Source organism: Pseudaquabacterium inlustre, assembly GCF_038066595.1.
In the GTDB taxonomy this organism is placed as follows: domain Bacteria; phylum Pseudomonadota; class Gammaproteobacteria; order Burkholderiales; family Burkholderiaceae_C; genus Pseudaquabacterium; species Pseudaquabacterium inlustre.
Genome location: NZ_JBBUTH010000001.1, coordinates 991,081 through 1,008,208 on the forward strand (window position 1 = coordinate 991,081; position 17,128 = coordinate 1,008,208).

Sequence of the window (17,128 nt, forward strand, 5' to 3'; positions counted from 1 at the left end):
GGTCTCCCTGTTCAGGCCTCGGCGGGCGGCTGGGCCACCCGCTCCTTCAGCCGCGCCAGCACCGAGGGCGCGACGAACTTCGACACGTCGCCGCCCAGCGTGGCGATCTCGCGCACGAAGGTACCGCTGACGAACTGGTACTGGTCGCTGGGGGTCAGGAACAGGGTCTCGACCTCGGGCATCAGTTGGCGGTTCATGCCGGCCATCTGGAATTCGTATTCGAAATCGCTGACCGCCCGCAGGCCGCGCACCACCACGTTGCCGTTGTTGGCCACGACGAAATCGCGCAGCAGGCCGCGGAAGGCCACCACCTCCACGTTGCCGTAGGGCTTGGCGATCTCCTTGGCGATCTCCAGGCGCTCGGCGATCGTGAACATGGTGCGCTTGTGGTGGCCGGCGGCCACCGCCAGGATCAGCTTGTCGAACAGCCGCGAGGCGCGGCGCATCAGGTCCTCGTGGCCCAGCGTCATCGGGTCGAAGGTGCCCGGGTACACGGCGGTCATGAACTTGGCCTGGGTCATCGCGCGTCTCCTCATTGATCTTCAGCTGCTGCGCTGCAGCAAATGATAGAACACCGCTCCGGCGCGGCCCTGACGCCAGGGCGTCAACCCTGGCGGCGTGTCGTCGGGCGCCAGCGCCGCCGGGCTCTCCAGGTAGACGAAGCCGCCCTCGCCCACCAGCGGCGCCGCAGCCGCCAGCGCGGCGGGCTGCAGGCCGGCGTCGAAGGGCGGATCCAGCAGCACCAGCTCGAAACGCGCCGGCGGACAGCGGCGCATCCAGGCCACGGCGTCGGCGGTGTCGACCTTCAAGGTGCCGACCTTCAGGCGCTGCTGGCTGTCGCGCAGGCTCTTCACCAGGCCCGGATCGCGCTCGAGCAGCAGCACCTCGGCGGCACCACGCGAGGCGGCCTCGAATCCCAGCGCGCCGCTGCCGGCAAAGGCATCGAGCACGCGCCAGCCACTCAGGTCCTGCCCCAGCCAGTTGAACAGCGTTTCGCGCACGCGGTCGGGCGTGGGCCGCAGGCCGGGCCGGTCGGCCACCGGCAGCTTGCTGCGGCGCAGATCACCGCCGATCAGCCTGACTTCGCGCGGGGGCTTCGAAGGCGCGGTCACTGCCGGACCGGAATGCCGTGCCGCGCCAGTTCGGCCTTGGCCTGGCCGACGGTGAACTCGCCGTAATGGAAGATGCTGGCCGCCAGCACCGCATCGGCACCACCGATCTGGATGCCCTCGGCCAGGTGCTGCAGTGCGCCGACGCCGCCCGAGGCGATCACCGGCACCGGCACGGCATCGCTGACCGCGCGGGTGAGCTCGAGGTCGAAGCCGATCTTGGTGCCATCGCGGTCCATGCTGGTGAGCAGGATCTCGCCGGCGCCCATCTCGGCCATCTGGCGCGCCCAGGCCACGGCATCGATGTGCATGTTCTTGCGCCCACCATGGCTGTAGACATCCCAGCCCGGGCCCTTGGTGGCCAGGTCTTCGCCGACGCGCTTCTTGGCGTCGATGGCCACCACGATGCACTGGGCACCGTACTTGTCGCTGGCCTCGCGGATCACCGGCGGGTTGGCGATGGCCGCCGAGTTGAAGCTGACCTTGTCGGCCCCGGCGTTCAGCAGCCGCCGCACATCGGCCACGGTGCGCACGCCGCCGCCCACGGTCAGCGGGATGAAGACCTGCGAGGCCACGGCCTCGATGACATGCAGGATCACGTCGCGCTGGTCGCTGGTGGCGGTGATGTCGAGGAAGGTGAGTTCGTCGGCGCCCTGCTCGTTGTAGCGCGCGGCGATCTCGACCGGATCACCCGCATCGCGCAGTTCGACGAAGTTGACGCCCTTGACGACACGGCCGCCGGTGACGTCGAGGCAGGGAATGATGCGTTTGGCGAGCATGGTGCGATCGGATGGGGCTGGCGGCCGGATTATCCCTGTCCCTAGTTCGGATGCGGCCGGTGCGGACGCGGCGCGTGCGCCGGTGCGTATGTGCGGGGTGAAGGGTCGTCCTTCGCGCGCACATGGAGCCTCCGACATGCGATTCATCCCCACCCTGGCGGCACTGGCCGCCGCCTCGGCGATGCTGGCCCCCGCCACCGCCCACCAGCAGATCTGGGCCGCCGCCATGCTGGGCAGCAGCGAGACACCCTCGGTGAGCACCACCGGCCAGGGCCAGGCCACGGTGACGATCGACTTCGACCTGATGACGATGCGGGTGCAGTTCAGCTTCGCTGACCTGATCGGCACCGCCACCGCGGCCCACATCCACTGCTGCACGGCCACGCCCGGCACGGGCAACATCGGCGTGGCCACCATCACGCCCTCGTTCCCCGGCTTCTTCTTCACCGGCGGCACCGGCCCACGCAGCGGCAGCTACGACCAGGTCTTCGACATGGCCCTGGCCAGCAGCTACAACGCGGCCTTCATCACCGCCAAGGACACCACGCCCGGCGATGCCAGCGACAACGTGACGCTGGCCTTCAACGCGCTGGTGGCCGGGCTGGACAGCGGCAAGGCCTACCTGAACCTGCACACCAGCAGCTTCCCCGGTGGCGAGATCCGTGCCCTGCTGGCGCCGGTGCCCGAGCCGGGCACCTGGGCGCTGATGGCCGGCGGCCTGGCGCTGCTGGGCTGGGGCGCCCCGCGCCGGCGCCGCCGCGGCTGAACGGCCGGTCCGCAAACGACCAGGGCGCCTTGCGGCGCCCTGGCATGCGAACGGCGTGCGGGCGCTCAGCCGGCCAGCAGTTCGTCGGCGCGCTTTTGCGCCGCGGTGAAATCCAGCGCGCCGGTGTAGATGCTGCGGCCGCAGATCACGCCCTCGACGCCTTCGCTCTCCACCGCGCACAGGCGCTCGATGTCGGCGATGTCGCTCAAGCCGCCCGAGGCGATGACCGGGATGCTCAGCGCCTGCGCCAGCTTGACCGTGGCCTCGATGTTGATGCCGGTGAGCATGCCGTCGCGACCGATGTCGGTGTAGATGATGCCTTCGACGCCGTAGTCCTCGAACTTCCGGGCCAGATCGACCACCTCGTGGCCGGTGAGCTTGCTCCAGCCATCGGTGGCCACCTTGCCGTCCTTGGCGTCCAGGCCCACGATGATGTGGCCGCCGAAGGCGCTGCAGGCGTCCTGCAGGAAGCCGGGGTTCTTGACCGCGGCGGTGCCGATGATCACGTAGCTGATGCCGTCATCGAGGTAGCGCTCGATGGTGTCCAGATCCCGGATGCCGCCGCCCAGCTGCACCGGGATCTCGTCGCCCACGGCCTTCAGGATGGCCTTGATGGCCGGCTCGTTGACCGGCTTGCCGGCGAAGGCGCCGTTCAGGTCGACCAGGTGCAGGCGGCGAGCGCCGGCATCCGCCCAGCGCCGCGCCATCGCGGCGGGATCCTCGCCGAAGGTGGTGGAGACGTTCATGTCGCCCTGTTGCAGGCGGACGCACTTGCCGTCCTTCAGGTCGATGGCGGGGATCAGCAGCATGGCTGTTGCAGCGCAGGAGTGGAGGGGTTGGAACCGGGAAGTGGCGACGGCATCGGGTGCCGTGGCACCCTTGAGCGATCACGGCCGCCAGTGCAGGAAGTTGCGGTACAGCGCGAGACCGTGGTCGGCACTCTTCTCGGGGTGGAACTGGGTGGCAAAAATATTATCCCGGGCCACCGCACTGGTAAAGCGCTCGCCGTACTCGGTGAGGCCCGCGCTGTGGCGCGCGTCCGACGGATCGGCCCAGAAGCTGTGCACGAAGTAGAAGTACGCGCCGTCGGGCACGCCCTGCCACACCGGATGCACGCCGCCGCCGTGCTGGGCGTGGGCCTGCTGGAAGACCTGGTTCCAGCCCATCTGCGGCACCTTGTAGCGGCTGCCGTCGGCCTGGATGCGGCCTTCCAGCCGGAAGCGGCGCACGCGGCCGGGGATCAGGCCCAGACCCGGCGTGTCCTGCTCCTCGCTGTGCTCCAGCAGCATCTGCATGCCCACGCACACGCCCATCAGCGGCTTGGTGGCCGCGGCTTCCAGCACGGCCTCCTTCAGGCCGGAGTCGTGCAGCTCGCGCATGCAGTCGCGCATCGCACCCTGGCCGGGCAACACCACGCGCTCGGCGGCGCGCACCTCGTCGGGGTTCTGGGTGACGACGACGGTGTGGCCGGTGTCGGCCGCCACGTGCATCACGGCCTGCGACACCGAGCGCAGGTTGCCCATGCCGTAGTCCACCACGGCGACGGTTTTGGTGCTCATGTCAGAGGCTGCCCTTGGTGGACGGGATCACGCCGGCCGAGCGCGGATCGGGCGTCAGCGCCATGCGCAGCGCGCGGCCGAAGGCCTTGAACACCGTCTCGCACTGGTGGTGGGCGTTGACACCCTTCAGGTTGTCGATGTGCAGCGACACCAGCGCGTGGTTCACGAAGCCCTGGAAGAACTCGAACACCAGCTGCGTGTCGAGCTGGCCGATCATGCCGGCGGTGAACGGGATGTGCTGGTGCAGGCCCGGCCGGCCCGAGAAGTCGACCACCACGCGCGACAGGGCTTCGTCCAGCGGCACATAGCTGTGGCCGTAGCGGGTGATGCCCTTCTTGTCGCCCACCGCCTGGGCCACGGCCTGGCCGAGGGTGATGCCCACGTCTTCCACCGTGTGGTGGCCGTCGATGTGCAGGTCGCCTTCGCAGCTCACCTCCAGGTCGATCAGGCCGTGGCGCGCCACCTGGTCGAGCATGTGGTCGAAGAAGCCGATGCCGGTGGCCAGCTTGGCCTGACCGGTGCCGTCGAGGTTGACGCGCACGCGGATCTTCGTCTCGTTGGTGTTTCGGCTGACTTCTGCAATGCGGTCCATGGTGCGGTCTTCGGTGGCGGTGGTCACAGGCATTCGGCCAGCGCGGCGATCAGCTGGCCGGTCTCGTCGGGCGTGCCGACCGTCAGGCGCAGGCAGTTGGCCAGCAGCGGATGCAGCGCACTGACGTTCTTGATCAGGATGCCGCGGGCCTTCAGCGCCGCGAAGGTCTTGGCGGCGTCGGGGAAACGTGCCAGCACCATGTTGGCCTCGCTCGGCCAGGGCTGCACGCCCGGCAGCGCCTGCAGCGCGGCATACAGGCGCTGACGCTGCTCGCGGATCGACGCGGCCTGGCGCGCGTATTCATCCACATGTTCCAGCGCAAACAGGCCGGCCTCGGCATTGAGCACGCTGATGTTGAACGGCGGGCGCAGCTTGTCGATCTCGTCGGTCAGCGCCGTGCGGCCGATCAGGTAGCCGATGCGCACGCCGGCCAGGCCGAACTTGCTCATCGTGCGCATCACCAGCACATGCGGGTGGCGGCGCAGCCGGTCCATCGAGTCGCGGCTGGCGAAGGGCTGGTAGGCCTCGTCCATCACCACCAGGCCCTGCACCTGCGCCATGGCGTCGATGCAGCGCTCGATGGCGGCGTCATCCCACAGGTTGGCCGTGGGGTTGTTGGGGTACGAAAGGTACAGCAGCGCCGGCTTGTGCTGAGCGATCGCTGCCAACATGGCCGGCTCGTCGAGCTCGAAATCGGCCGTCAGCGGCACGCCGACAAAGCCCACGCCCTGCAACTGCGCCGACAGCCCGTACATCACGAAGCTGGGCAGCGGCGACATGAACACCGCCCCCGGCTTGGCGCAGGCCATGCTGAGCAGCGTGATCAGTTCATCGGAGCCATTGCCCAGCACCAGGCCGCAGCCCTCGGGCATGCCAGCATGGGCGGCGAGTGCGGCCTTCAGGTCATCGCCGCGCTCGGCCGGGTAGCGGTTGATGGCCACGCGGCCCAGGCGCTCGCCCAACTCGCGCTGCAGCGCCTCGGGCAGGCGGTGCGGGTTCTCCATCGTGTCGAGCTTGACCAGGCCGGCGCTGGGCTGCACGGCATAGGCATGCAGGCCCTGGATGTCCTGGCGGATCACGCGTTGCAGGATGGGGGCAAGGGAGTCGCTGGAATCGCTCATGGGGTCTCGTCGAGCAGGCTGACGTCGGCCTTGAAGGGGTTGACGATGCGCAGGGCGTCGATGCGCTGGTCGTGCTGCAGGTCTTCGGTGAGCAGCACGGTGCAGCCCTGATGCTGGGCGGCCGCCACCATCAGCGCATCCCAGTAGTTGAGCTGGTAACGGCTCTCGGCGGCCCAGGCGGTGTCGATCGTGGCCTGGTCGATCAGCCAGGGCTTCCACAGCTGGTAGCGGCGCACCTCGGCGCGCGCATCGCCGGCCGAGATGGCACTGGCGAAGCGCTTGCGCGCGTTGGCGTAGAACTCGTTGAGCACCTGGGTGGACAGCCGGCCGCAGCGTCGCTGCCAGCACACGGTGAGCCATTGGCGCGAGCGCTGCTGCTTGCCCAGGTCGGTCTCGTCGAACGAGTACAGCAGGACGTTCGTATCGACGAAGACGGTGGCGGTCACCGAACCACCCTCCGGTCACTGCGTGACCACCTCCCCGAGGGAGGAGAGCACTTTCTTCGGAGCGGCCGGGCGAAAGTGCTCATGTCCGCGGTTGGCTGCGGTCGTACATCTCTTCGCGGGTGAGGTACGGCCCGCTGGACTTGCCCCAGCTGCGGAACTCCAGCGCCTCGCGCATCGCCCGTTCGTAGGCGTCGTCATGGCGCATCTTCTCGGCCAGCATCTCGCCGATCAGCCGCGACACGCTGGTGTTGCGGCGGGCCGCTTCCATGCGCGCCCAGTCGGCAACGCTGTCTTCCATCGTGACGGTGACGTTCTTCATGATCGAGCCACTGAGTTCGTGGAACACGAGTTTCGTGCAACACGAACTTCGTGTCAATGTCGGATCAGCGCTTGAGCCGGAACTCCGCCGCCTGCGCATGGGCCTGCAGGCCCTCGCCATAGGCCAGTTCGGCGGCGATCGGGCCCAGCACCTGCGCGCCGGCTTCGCTCACCTCGATCAGGCTGCTGCGCTTCTGGAAGTCGTACACGCCCAGCGGCGAGCTGAAGCGCGCGGTGCCGCTGGTGGGCAGCACATGGTTGGGGCCGGCGCAGTAGTCGCCCAGGCTCTCGCTGGTGAAGGCCCCCAGGAAGATGGCGCCGGCATGGCGCAGCTGCGGCTCCCAGCGGTGCGGCTCGCGGCTGGAGACCTCCAGGTGCTCGGGCGCGATGCGGTTGCTGATGGCGCAGGCCTCGTCCATGTCCTTCGTGAGGATCAGCGCGCCGCGGCCTTCCAGGCTGGCGCGGATCACGTCGCGGCGCGGCATGCCGTCGATCAGGCGGTCAATGGCGGCACGCACCTGGTCGATGTAGGCCGCATCGGGGCACAGCAGGATGGATTGCGCCAGTTCGTCGTGCTCGGCCTGGCTGAACAGGTCCATCGCCACCCAGTCGGGCGGCGTGCTGCCGTCGGCCAGCACCAAGATCTCGCTGGGCCCGGCAATCATGTCGATGCCCACCTGGCCGAACACGCGGCGCTTGGCGGCGGCCACATAGGCGTTGCCGGGGCCGGTGATCTTGTCCACACGCGGGATGGTGGCCGTGCCGTAGGCCAGCGCGGCCACGGCCTGGGCGCCGCCCACGGTGAACGCGCGGCTGACGCCGGCCACGTAGGCCGCAGCCAGCACCAGCGGGTTCTTCTCACCCCTGGGCGTGGGCACCACCATGATGATCTCGCCGACACCGGCCACATGGGCGGGAATCGCGTTCATCAGCACGCTGCTCGGATACGCGGCCTTGCCGCCGGGCACGTAGATGCCCACGCGATCGAGCGGCGTGACCTTCTGGCCCAGCAGCGTGCCGTCCTCGTCGCGGTACTGCCAGCTCAGGCCCGAGGCTTCCTTCTGGCGCTCGTGGTAGCTGCGCACCCGCTGCGCGGCCGATTCCAAGGCCGCGCGCTGGGCCGGGGTGATGGCGTCAAAGGCCGCCTTCAGCTCGTCGCGCGTGAGCTCCAGCGCGGCCACGCTGGCCACGTCGAGGTGGTCGAACAGCGCCGTGTAGCGCAGCACCGCCGCATCGCCGTGCCGGCGCACCTCGGCCAGGATGTCGGCCACGCGCGCCTCGATCGCATCGTCGGTCTCGGCCGACCAATGCAGCACCTGCTGGAAGGCCGCCTCGAAGTCGGGTTGCGCGGTGCTGAGCTGGCGGATGGCGACGGCGGTCATGGCGGTGACGTTGGGCAGGTCAGGATTGGCGGGCGGCGACGGCCTGGGCGAAGGCGTCGATCAGGCGACGGATGGGCTCGCGCTGCAGCTTCAGCGCGGCCTGGTTGACCACCAGGCGAGAGCTGACGTCGAGGATGCGCTCCACCTCGACCAGGTGATTGGCCTTCAGTGTCGAGCCGGTGGACACCAGGTCGACGATGGCATCGGCCAGGCCGGTCAGCGGCGCCAGCTCCATCGAGCCGTACAGCTTGATCAGGTCGACGTGCACGCCCTTGTCGGCGAAGTGCTGGCGCGCGATGGCCGTGTACTTGGTGGCCACGCGGATGCGTGAGCCCTGCTTCACGGCGCTGGCGTAGTCGAAGTCGTCGCGCGTGGCCACGCTCATGCGGCACTTGGCGATCTGCAGATCGAGCGGCTGGTACAGGCCGGCGCCACCATGCTCGATCAGCACATCCAGGCCAGCCACGCCGACGTCGGCGCCGCCGTTTTCCACATAGGTGGGCACGTCGGTGGCGCGCACCAGCACCACGCGCACATCGGCCTGGCTGGTGGACAGGATCAGCTTGCGGCTCTTCTCGGGGTCCTCGCTCACCGTGATGCCGGCGGCGGCCAGCAACGGCAGGGTCTCCTCGAAGATGCGGCCCTTGGACAGGGCGAGGGTCAGCATCGTCATCGGGGGGTCCTCTTCAAAGGGCGCCCCATGCCGCGCGGATCAGGGCCACCGTGTTGCGCGGGTGCCCGAGAGCCACCCGCAGCATGTGGCCGCAGGTGGGTCAGTGGGGGTGGTGCGGCGCGGCAGCGGCCGGCGCAGCCGCCCATTCGGCGGGGGTGAGCGTCTTCATCGACAGCGCATGAATCTCTGCACGCATTCTATCGCCCAGGGCTGCATAGACCCGCTGGTGGCGGCGGATGCGCGGCAGGCCGTCGAACTCGCCCGACACGATGGTGGCGAAGAAATGCTGCCCGTCGCCCTCGACCTCGAGGTGTTCACAGGGCAGGCCTGCCGCGATGTAGCGGCGCACGTCGTCAGCGGTGGGATCAGCCATGGCCGGATTATCGGCGAGCGCCGAATGCCCCAGCGCCTTGCCGCGGGATGCGAAACGGTTCAGGGCCGGATCTTGTAGCCGGTGCGCAGCAGGTTCAGCGTGAGTGCGGCCACCGCGACGAAGGCCGTGCCCACCACGGCCAGGCTCAGCCAGGGCGAGACATCGCTGGTGCCGAAGAAGCCGCGCCGGAAGCCGTCGATCATGTAGAAGAACGGGTTCAGGTGGCTGGCTGCCTGCCAGAAGGCCGGCAGCGAATGCACCGAATAGAACACGCCCGACAGAAAGGTCATGGGCATGACGATGAAGTTCTGGAACGCCGCCATCTGGTCGAACTTCTCGGCCCACAGCCCGGCGATCAGACCCAGCGAGCCCATCAGCCCGGCACCGAGCGCCGCGAACACCAGGATCCACCACGGCTCGGCGAACGGCGGCGGCGCGAACCACACGGTGACGATGAACACGCCGAAGCCCACCACCAGGCCGCGCACCATGCTGGCGCCCACGTAGGCCGCATACCAGGCCCAGTGCGACAGCGGCGACACCAGCAGGAACACCAGGTTGCCGGTGATCTTGCTCTGGATCAGGCTGGACGAGCTGTTGGCGAAGGCGTTCTGCAGCACGCTCATCATCACCAGCCCGGGAATCAGGAAAGCGGTGTAGCCGACGTTGCCGAACACCTCGGCGCGGCCTTCCAGCACATGGCCGAAGACCAGCAGGTACAGGATGGCGGTGAGCACCGGCGCGCCCACGGTCTGGAAGGCCACCTTCCAGAAGCGCAGCACTTCCTTGTAGAACAGCGTGCCCGCGCCTTCGAACATCGCACTCATGCCGAGGCCCCCACGCCCTGGGCCGGCGCAGCCACGGGCGAGCGCCCCTGCATGATCTGCACGAACACGTCCTCCAGGTCGGCGCGGCCGATCTCCAAGTCCTCGACACCCACGCCCGCGCCGCGCAGCGTGGCCAGGAAGCTCTCCACCTCGGCCGCGTCGCGCGCACGCAGTTGCACGATGCGCCCGGTGCTGCGCGCCTGAGCCGCCAGCGCGGCCGGCAGGGCCTGGTCGGTCTTGAAGCGCAGCATGGTGCTGTGCGTGGCCGACAGCAGCGTGGCCGTGCGCTCCAGCGCCACCAGCCTGCCCTGCTTGAGCATGCCGATGCGGTGGCACAGCGCCTCGGCCTCTTCCAGATAGTGCGTGGTCAGCAACACCGTGTGGCCCTGCTTGTTGAGCCGGCCGATGAAGGCCCACAGCGTCTGGCGCAGTTCCACGTCGACGCCGGCGGTGGGTTCATCCAGCACGATCACCGGCGGCTTGTGCACCAGGGCCTGGGCCACCAGCACGCGGCGTTTCATGCCGCCCGAGAGCTGGCGCATGTTGGCATTGGCCTTGTCGGCCAGGCCCAGTTCGGCCAGCACCTCGTCGATCCAGGCGTCGTTGCCCTTCACGCCGAAGTAGCCGCTCTGGATGCGCAGCGTCTCGCGCACGCTGAAGAAGGGGTCGAACACCAGCTCCTGCGGCACGATGCCCAGCGCCTTGCGCGCGGCGGCCGCATCGGCCTGCACGTCGTGGCCCATCACGGTGACGCGGCCTTCGGTGGCGCGGGTCAGGCCCGCCAGCACCGAGATCAGCGTCGTCTTGCCAGCGCCATTGGGCCCCAGCAGGCCGAAGAACTCGCCCTCGCCGATGTCGAAGCTGACGCCATCCAGCGCGCGAAAGCTGCCGCGCGCCCCGTTGTAGGTTTTTCCTACCTGTTGAAAACTGACCGCAGGCATGGACGACGATTGTAGGGAGCGAGGTCAATGTCCTTGCCCCGGCTTGATGCTAGATTGTGTGGCAGCCAATCTGGCCCTTCGGGCCGCTCAGGGCCCGCATGCAATCCCAAGCCAAGAAGCCCCGCCGCACTGCCGAGCGCATCCTCGAGGTCACGCTCGAGTTGTTCAACCGCTTCGGCGAGCCCAATGTCAGCACCACGCTGATCTCGGCCGAGCTGGGCATCAGCCCCGGCAACCTGTACTACCACTACCCGGCCAAGGACGAGCTGATCAATGCGCTGTTCGACCGCTACGAGCGCGGCCTGAACGATCTGCTGGGCGCGGCCGACAACGTGCGCAACGTGGAGGACGCCTGGCTGTTCTTCCACATGCTGTTCGAGCTGATCTGGCAGTACCGCTTCCTCTACCGCGACCTGAACGACCTGCTCAGCAAGAACCGCCGGCTGGAGACGCACTTCCAGTTCGTGCTGAAGAACAAGTCGCGCGCTGTGCAGATCGTGCTGGACGGCCTGGCCCGCGGCCAGGCCATGCGCATCGACCGGCGCGAGGCCGAGCCGGTGGCCACCAGCATGGTGGTGGTGCTGACCTACTGGCTGAGCTACGAGTACGTGCGTGATCCGCGCAAGGCACTCGAGCCCGACAGTGCCGCCGCCGCGCTGTCGCGCGGCGCCTACCATGTGCTGAGCCTGTTGATGCCTTACCTGGAGCCCGCCGCGCGCGAGCACCTGTTCCAGATCGCCGGCGCTTACCAGAAGCCCGATTCAGCGCCTGCCTGACGCCGCGGCCGCCCCACGGCAGACCGCAGCACCCACAACAACCGGAGACAAGCGCCATGGCCAAGTGGACCGCCTTCCCCTACGACGACGTCGACTACACCTACGACCTGGCTGCGCTGAAGAAGGCCTGGGGCGCGCTGCATGCCGGCGACGCCGAACCCTGGCCGACGGACAAGGCGGTGCAGCAGGCCTGGGCGCTGTTCCATGCCGGCGAGTTCCAGAAGGCCCATGAGGCCGGGCTGAAGGCCGGCGGTGCCGCCGGCATCACGGTGGCCAACAAGGCCCAGGCCATCTACGCCAACTACCTGGAAAAGAGCGAGAAGACCAAGCTGGCGATGTTCGAGGCCGTGGCCGGCCGCGCCGAGGCCCTGGCCGCCGAGGAGCCCGGCAACGCCAACGCCCACTACTGGATGGCGTATGCGCTGGGCCGCTACAGCCAGGGCATCAGCGTGACCAAGGCGCTGGCCATGGGGCTGGGCGCCAAGGTCAAGAACGCGCTGGAAACCACGATCCAGCTGGCCCCCAAGCATGCCGACGCGCACATCGCGCTCGGCGCCTTCCATGCCGAGGTGATCGACAAGGTGGGCAAGCTGCTGGGCAAGACCCAGGGCGCCGATGCCGCCACCGGGCTGAAGCTGTACCAGCAGGCGCTGAAGCTGAATCCCGGCTCGGCCATCGCGAAGATCGAGTACGCCAACGGCCTGGTCATGCTGGAAGGCAACAAGCGCATGAAGGAAGCCGAGAAGCTCTACGCCGACGCCGCCGCCTGCGAAGCGGCCGACGCGATGGAACGGCTGGATGTGGAACTGGCCAAGGCCGAGCTCGAAGAGTGACCCGGGCACCCGGCACAGCGGGTGCCCGGTGCCACTCGCCGCGCCGCTCGGCCGGCCTGCCGGCTAGACCAGCACCAGGTTGTCGCGGTGGATCAGCTCGGCCTCGTTGACGAAGCCCAGCAGCCCGACGATCTGTGACGAGGGCTTGCGCGCGATGAGCCGCGCCTCGCCCGAGGCGTAGTTCGCCAGGCCGCGCGCGATCACCTGGCCGGCGGCCGAGCGCACGGCGATCACGTCGCCGCGCTGGAAGTCGCCTTCCACCGCCGTCACGCCGATCGGCAGCAGGCTCTTGCCCTCGTCGCGCAGCTTGGCCACGGCGCCGTCGTCCACCACCACCGCGCCACGCAGCTGCAGGTGGTCGGCCATCCACTGCTTGCGCGCCGCCAGCTTGGCCGTGCCGGCCACCAGCAGCGTGCCGATGGCCTCGCCGGCGGCCAGGCGCAGCAGCGCATCGGTCTCGCGGCCCCAGGCGATCACGGTGCTGGCGCCCGAGCCGGCCGCGCGCTTGGCGGCCAGGATCTTGGTGATCATGCCGCCGGTGCCGATGCCCGAGCCGGCGCCGCCGGCCATGCGCTCGAGCTCGGGATCGCCGGCGCGCGCTTCGTCGATGAAGCGGGCGTCGGGGTTCTTGCGCGGATCGGCCGAGTACAGGCCACGCTGGTCGGTCAGGATCACCAACGCATCGGCCTCCACCAGGTTGGCCACCAGGGCGCCCAGCGTGTCGTTGTCGCCGAACTTGATCTCGTCGTTGACCACGGTGTCGTTCTCGTTGATCACCGGGATCACCTGCATCTGCAGCAGGGTCAGCAGCGTGGAGCGGGCGTTCAGGTAGCGCTCACGGTCGGCCAGATCGGCATGCGTCAGCAGCACCTGGGCGCTGCCCATGCCGTGCTTCGAGAGCTGCGTCTCGTACATCTGCGCCAGGCCCATCTGGCCCACGGCGGCGGCGGCCTGCAACTCGTGCAGCTCGGTCGGGCGGGTCTTCCAGCCCAGGCGCTTCATGCCCTCGGCGATGGCGCCGCTGCTCACCATCACCACCTCGCGGCCCTGGGCCGCCAGCGCCGCCAGCTGGCGGCACCAGTTGCCCACGGCCTCGGCGTCGATGCCGCGGCCCTCGTTGGTGACCAGGCTGGAGCCGACCTTGACGACGATGCGCCGCGCGTTCTTCAGGACTTCGGACATGCGGGGCTCACCTGGGTTCAAGCGTCGTCGTCGAGGCGACGGAAGCGCGGATCGTCGCTGACCGGCGCGGGCGCCGGCTCGGCTGCAGGGGCTGGCGCAGCGGCCGCCGCGGCATCGAAACGCGGATCGGGGTCGTGCTGCACCTGCTGGAAGGCCGCCACATGCTCCCAGATCGCATGCACCAGCGGCTCCAGACCTTCGCGGCCCAGGGCCGAGACCTCGAACACCGGACCCTTCCACTTCATGCGCTTGACGAAGTCCTTCACGCGCTTGGCGCGCTCGTCACCGGGCACCATGTCCAGCTTGTTCAGCACCAGCCAGCGCGGCTTGTCGGCCAGCGAGCCGCCGACGCGGGCGCGCACGCGGCGACGCTTCTTCTTCGGCGCCGGTGCGGGTTCGTCCTCGTCGTCGTCGAAGTCCTCGTCGAAGTCGTCTTCGGCCTGGACCGGCTCATCGACCTCGTCCTCGTCGGGCGCGGCGTCGTACTTCTTCAGTTCCTCGATGATGGCCTTGGCCTGCTGCACCGGATCGACGCCGTCGTCGAAGGGCGCCAGGTCCACCACGTGCAGCAGCAGCCGCGTGCGCTGCAGGTGGCGCAGGAACAGGTGGCCCAGGCCGGCGCCTTCGGACGCGCCCTCGATCAGGCCCGGCACATCGGCGACCACGAAGCTCTTTTCCGCCGCCACGCGCACCACGCCCAGGTTGGGGTGCAGCGTGGTGAACGGGTAGTCGGCGATCTTCGGCCGCGCGTTCGAGATGGCGGCGATCAGCGTGCTCTTGCCGGCGTTGGGCATGCCCAGCAGGCCCACGTCGGCCAGCACACGCAACTCGAGCTGCAGCTTCTTGGCCTCGCCGGGCCAGCCGGGCGTCTTCTGGCGCGGCGCGCGGTTGGTGCTGCTCTTGAAGTGCAGGTTTCCGAAGCCGCCGTCGCCGCCCTTGGCCAGCAGCACGCGCTCGCCGTGGGTCAGCAGTTCGCCGATCACGTCGCCGGTGCCCAGGTCGGTGATGATGGTGCCCACCGGCATGCGCAGCACGATGTCGTCGGCCGCCGCACCGTACTGGTCGGAGCCGCGACCGGCCTCGCCGTTGCGCGCCTCGTGGCGGCGCGCGTAGCGGTAGTCGATCAGCGTGTTCAGGTTGCGGTCGGCCTCGGCCCACACGCTGCCGCCACGGCCGCCGTCACCGCCATTGGGGCCGCCGAAGGGAATGAACTTCTCGCGGCGGAAGCTGGCGCAGCCGGCGCCGCCGTTGCCGGCCGACACGTCGATGGTGGCTTCGTCGACGAATTTCATGGGGGTTCCTTCCTTCGCGGCCCGCCGTGGGCCATGGGTTGCCGTGCGCGTCGCGGCACGGCCCGCAATGCAAAAAGCCCCGGCAGGCCGGGGCTTCTTCGGGGCCTGTGCCGAGACAGCGTCAGGCGGCCGGGGTCACTTCCACCGTCTGGCGGTTGAGCGAACCCTTGGTGGTGAACGACACGGTGCCGTCCACCAGCGCGAACAGCGTGTGGTCGCGGCCCATGCCGACATTGGTGCCGGCGTGGAAACGCGTGCCGCGCTGGCGCACGATGATCGAGCCGGCGGGCACGGTCTGGCCGCCGAACACCTTCACGCCCAGCATCTTGGGCTTCGAGTCACGGCCGTTCCGTGTGGAACCGCCGCCTTTTTTCTGTGCCATGGTTCAAAGACTCCTTGGATCCGTGACCGATCAAACGCCGACGGCGCCGATCTCCAGCTCGGTGTAGCACTGACGGTGACCGCCGTGCTTCTGGTAGTGCTTGCGGCGACGCATCTTGAAGATGCGCACCTTGTCGTGCTTGCCGTGCGACACCACCGTGGCTTTCACGCTGGCGCCGGCCACCAAGGGAGTCCCGACCGTCAGGCTGTCACCGTTGCCGATGGCCAGAACCTGGTCGATCACGATCTCTTGGCCCACGTCCGCAGCAATCTGTTCTACCTTGATCTTCTCGCCGGCAGCAACCTTGTATTGCTTGCCACCGGTTTTTATGACCGCGTACATATGTGCCTCTTGAAGAAACGCTTCGATGTTGCTCCCAACGCGCCGCGCAGCCCAAAGAGCCTTGCACGCGAGGGAACCGACGATTCTAGCACAAACCCTTGAGAAGAAGAAACAGCGGCCAGGCAACACGGCAGCGGCGGCACGCTGGGGGCGCCTCCCTATAATTTTGGGCTCGCCTGGACCTGCCTGACGTGACCGCATCCCACCTTGCCGACTCGGCCGCTGCCGATCCCACGCCCGTCGACCCGATGGCCGACGACATGGCCCAGGTGGACGCCGTGATCCACCGCCGCCTCGCCTCCGAGGTGGCGCTGATCAACCAGATCTCGCACTACATCGTCACCGCCGGCGGCAAGCGCGTCCGGCCGCGCCTGGTGCTGCTGTTCGCCGATGCCCTGGGTTTCGCCGGCCGCGAGAAGTACGAGCTGGCCGCCATCGTCGAGTTCATCCACACCGCCACGCTGCTGCATGACGATGTGGTCGACGAATCGTCGCTGCGCCGTGGGCGCCAGACCGCCAATGCGCTGTTCGGCAACGCCGCCAGCGTGCTGGTCGGCGACTTCCTCTACTCGCGCGCCTTCCAGATGATGGTGGGCGTGAACCGCATGCGCGTGCTGGAGGTGCTGGCCGACGCCACCAACGTCATCGCCGAGGGCGAGGTGCTGCAGCTGATGAACATGCACGACCCCGACCTCGCGGTCGAGGACTACCTGCGCGTCATCCGCTACAAGACCGCCAAGCTGTTCGAGGCGAGCGCGCGCCTGGGCGCGGTGCTGGCCGATGCACCACCCGCCATCGAGGAAGCCTGCGCCGACTACGGCCGCTCGCTGGGCACCGCCTTCCAGCTGGTGGACGATCTGCTCGACTACGAGGGCGACACGCACGCCCTGGGCAAGAACGTGGGCGACGACCTGCGCGAAGGCAAGCCCACGCTGCCGCTGCTGGTGGCCATGAGCCGCAGCACCGAAGCCGAGCGGCAGATGATCCGCCACGCCATCGAGCACGGCGAGGTGGAGCGCCTGGACGAGATCATCGCGCTGGTGCGCCGCACCGGGGCGCTGGACGCCACGCGTGAAGCGGCCCGCACCCAGGCCGATCAGGCCCGTGATGCACTTTCTGTGTTGCCGGCCTCCAAGGCCAAAGATTTGCTGCTAGAATCATGTGCTCGGTCGGTGGAGCGATCCTCCTGACCAGCCGATGACGGGCCGAAGGGTTCGTCATCACCGCCCGGTGGCAGCGCTTCACAGCGTGTTGGTCACCACCCAAAGGGCACATCGGGGTGTAGCTTAGCCTGGTAGAGCGCTACGTTCGGGACGTAGAGGCCGGAGGTTCGAATCCTCTCACCCCGACCAGGCATTCCGAGACGCCACTGTGCAGCGCCACGCTGCAGTGGCTCCACCTTGAAGACGGCCCGCACTGCGGGCCGTTTTTCTTG

The 17,128-nt window shown here is 68.6% G+C and carries 22 protein-coding genes and 1 tRNA gene; 5 read left to right on the forward strand and 18 right to left on the reverse strand.

Annotation, left to right across the window (positions count from 1 at the left end):
- Positions 1–11: 11 nt before the first annotated feature.
- Genes coaD through hisF form a run of 3 tightly spaced genes read right to left on the reverse strand, consistent with a single transcriptional unit; the run spans position 12 to position 1,888 of the window.
- The gene (gene coaD / locus AACH10_RS04260) at positions 12–521 is read right to left on the reverse strand and encodes a pantetheine-phosphate adenylyltransferase (RefSeq protein ID WP_341409109.1); all 510 of its coding nucleotides are present in this window, start codon (positions 519–521) and stop codon (positions 12–14) included.
- Positions 522–542: 21 nt separating this feature from the next.
- A complete protein-coding gene (gene rsmD, locus AACH10_RS04265; protein WP_341409110.1) occupies positions 543–1,112 on the reverse strand; it encodes a 16S rRNA (guanine(966)-N(2))-methyltransferase RsmD in 570 nt (189 codons plus the stop codon).
- On the reverse strand, positions 1,109–1,888 hold the full coding sequence (gene hisF, locus AACH10_RS04270; RefSeq protein WP_341409111.1) for an imidazole glycerol phosphate synthase subunit HisF: 780 nt from the start codon (positions 1,886–1,888) through the stop codon (positions 1,109–1,111). Before hisF ends, rsmD begins: the two co-directional genes overlap by 4 nt.
- 136 nt (positions 1,889–2,024) lie before the next feature.
- On the opposite strand from hisF, the gene AACH10_RS04275 reads away from it, so the two are divergent.
- Positions 2,025–2,654 (forward strand): CHRD domain-containing protein, encoded by a 630-nt coding sequence (locus tag AACH10_RS04275; protein ID WP_341409112.1) that lies wholly within the window; start codon positions 2,025–2,027, stop codon positions 2,652–2,654.
- Positions 2,655–2,719: 65 nt separating this feature from the next.
- Here the strand turns inward: AACH10_RS04275 and hisA are convergent, their stop codons facing one another.
- From hisA to AACH10_RS04330, 11 genes are all read right to left on the reverse strand, one after another.
- Positions 2,720–3,463: a 1-(5-phosphoribosyl)-5-[(5-phosphoribosylamino)methylideneamino]imidazole-4-carboxamide isomerase gene (gene hisA, locus AACH10_RS04280; RefSeq protein WP_341409113.1), complete on the reverse strand. Its 744-nt coding sequence runs from the start codon at positions 3,461–3,463 to the stop codon at positions 2,720–2,722.
- A gap of 78 nt (positions 3,464–3,541) precedes the next feature.
- Complete coding sequence (gene hisH / locus AACH10_RS04285; protein WP_341409114.1) at positions 3,542–4,213, reverse strand: imidazole glycerol phosphate synthase subunit HisH; 672 nt, start codon at positions 4,211–4,213, stop codon at positions 3,542–3,544.
- A 1-nt stretch (position 4,214) separates the two neighbouring features.
- Positions 4,215–4,838, reverse strand: a complete 624-nt coding sequence (hisB, locus tag AACH10_RS04290; protein ID WP_341409115.1) for an imidazoleglycerol-phosphate dehydratase HisB — start codon at positions 4,836–4,838, stop codon at positions 4,215–4,217.
- Complete coding sequence (gene hisC / locus AACH10_RS04295; protein WP_341409116.1) at positions 4,829–5,926, reverse strand: histidinol-phosphate transaminase; 1,098 nt, start codon at positions 5,924–5,926, stop codon at positions 4,829–4,831. Before hisC ends, hisB begins: the two co-directional genes overlap by 10 nt.
- Positions 5,923–6,372: a PIN domain-containing protein gene (locus AACH10_RS04300; RefSeq protein WP_341409117.1), complete on the reverse strand. Its 450-nt coding sequence runs from the start codon at positions 6,370–6,372 to the stop codon at positions 5,923–5,925. The genes hisC and AACH10_RS04300 overlap by 4 nt, the downstream gene beginning before the upstream one ends.
- Positions 6,373–6,451: 79 nt before the next feature.
- Positions 6,452–6,691, reverse strand: coding sequence for a CopG family transcriptional regulator (locus tag AACH10_RS04305; RefSeq protein WP_341409201.1), 240 nt, complete (start codon positions 6,689–6,691; stop codon positions 6,452–6,454).
- A gap of 64 nt (positions 6,692–6,755) precedes the next feature.
- A complete protein-coding gene (gene hisD, locus AACH10_RS04310) occupies positions 6,756–8,072 on the reverse strand; it encodes a histidinol dehydrogenase (RefSeq protein WP_341409118.1) in 1,317 nt (438 codons plus the stop codon).
- A 19-nt stretch (positions 8,073–8,091) separates the two neighbouring features.
- Positions 8,092–8,739, reverse strand: a complete 648-nt coding sequence (gene hisG / locus AACH10_RS04315; RefSeq protein ID WP_341409202.1) for an ATP phosphoribosyltransferase — start codon at positions 8,737–8,739, stop codon at positions 8,092–8,094.
- Positions 8,740–8,845: 106 nt separating this feature from the next.
- On the reverse strand, positions 8,846–9,118 hold the full coding sequence (locus AACH10_RS04320; RefSeq protein ID WP_341409119.1) for a BolA family protein: 273 nt from the start codon (positions 9,116–9,118) through the stop codon (positions 8,846–8,848).
- A gap of 59 nt (positions 9,119–9,177) precedes the next feature.
- On the reverse strand, positions 9,178–9,945 hold the full coding sequence (locus AACH10_RS04325) for an ABC transporter permease (protein WP_341409120.1): 768 nt from the start codon (positions 9,943–9,945) through the stop codon (positions 9,178–9,180).
- Positions 9,942–10,886 carry an ABC transporter ATP-binding protein gene (locus AACH10_RS04330; protein ID WP_341409121.1) on the reverse strand — a complete coding sequence of 315 codons (945 nt, stop codon included), beginning with the start codon at positions 10,884–10,886 and terminating at the stop codon, positions 9,942–9,944. Before AACH10_RS04330 ends, AACH10_RS04325 begins: the two co-directional genes overlap by 4 nt.
- A 98-nt stretch (positions 10,887–10,984) precedes the next feature.
- Between AACH10_RS04330 and AACH10_RS04335 the strand changes: the two genes are divergently transcribed.
- Together AACH10_RS04335 and AACH10_RS04340 are read left to right on the forward strand one after the other, a co-directional pair.
- Entirely contained in the window at positions 10,985–11,662 is a 678-nt protein-coding gene (locus AACH10_RS04335) for a TetR/AcrR family transcriptional regulator (RefSeq protein WP_341409122.1), read from the forward strand.
- Between the two features lie 56 nt (positions 11,663–11,718).
- Positions 11,719–12,495: a tetratricopeptide repeat protein gene (locus AACH10_RS04340; protein WP_341409123.1), complete on the forward strand. Its 777-nt coding sequence runs from the start codon at positions 11,719–11,721 to the stop codon at positions 12,493–12,495.
- Between the two features lie 63 nt (positions 12,496–12,558).
- Here AACH10_RS04340 and proB read toward each other — a convergent pair whose 3' ends face one another.
- From proB to rplU, 4 genes are all read right to left on the reverse strand, one after another.
- Positions 12,559–13,677 (reverse strand): glutamate 5-kinase, encoded by a 1,119-nt coding sequence (proB, locus tag AACH10_RS04345; protein WP_341409124.1) that lies wholly within the window; start codon positions 13,675–13,677, stop codon positions 12,559–12,561.
- 17 nt (positions 13,678–13,694) lie between these two features.
- The gene (gene cgtA / locus AACH10_RS04350; RefSeq protein WP_341409125.1) at positions 13,695–14,969 is read right to left on the reverse strand and encodes an Obg family GTPase CgtA; all 1,275 of its coding nucleotides are present in this window, start codon (positions 14,967–14,969) and stop codon (positions 13,695–13,697) included.
- 121 nt (positions 14,970–15,090) lie between these two features.
- Positions 15,091–15,351, reverse strand: a complete 261-nt coding sequence (gene rpmA / locus AACH10_RS04355; RefSeq protein ID WP_341409126.1) for a 50S ribosomal protein L27 — start codon at positions 15,349–15,351, stop codon at positions 15,091–15,093.
- 30 nt (positions 15,352–15,381) lie between these two features.
- Positions 15,382–15,693, reverse strand: a complete 312-nt coding sequence (gene rplU, locus AACH10_RS04360; protein ID WP_341409127.1) for a 50S ribosomal protein L21 — start codon at positions 15,691–15,693, stop codon at positions 15,382–15,384.
- Positions 15,694–15,941: 248 nt separating this feature from the next.
- On the opposite strand from rplU, the gene AACH10_RS04365 reads away from it, so the two are divergent.
- Together AACH10_RS04365 and AACH10_RS04370 are read left to right on the forward strand one after the other, a co-directional pair.
- Positions 15,942–16,883: a polyprenyl synthetase family protein gene (locus AACH10_RS04365; protein ID WP_341409203.1), complete on the forward strand. Its 942-nt coding sequence runs from the start codon at positions 15,942–15,944 to the stop codon at positions 16,881–16,883.
- A gap of 85 nt (positions 16,884–16,968) precedes the next feature.
- Positions 16,969–17,045 (forward strand) — tRNA-Pro (locus AACH10_RS04370).
- Positions 17,046–17,128 lie beyond the last annotated feature (83 nt).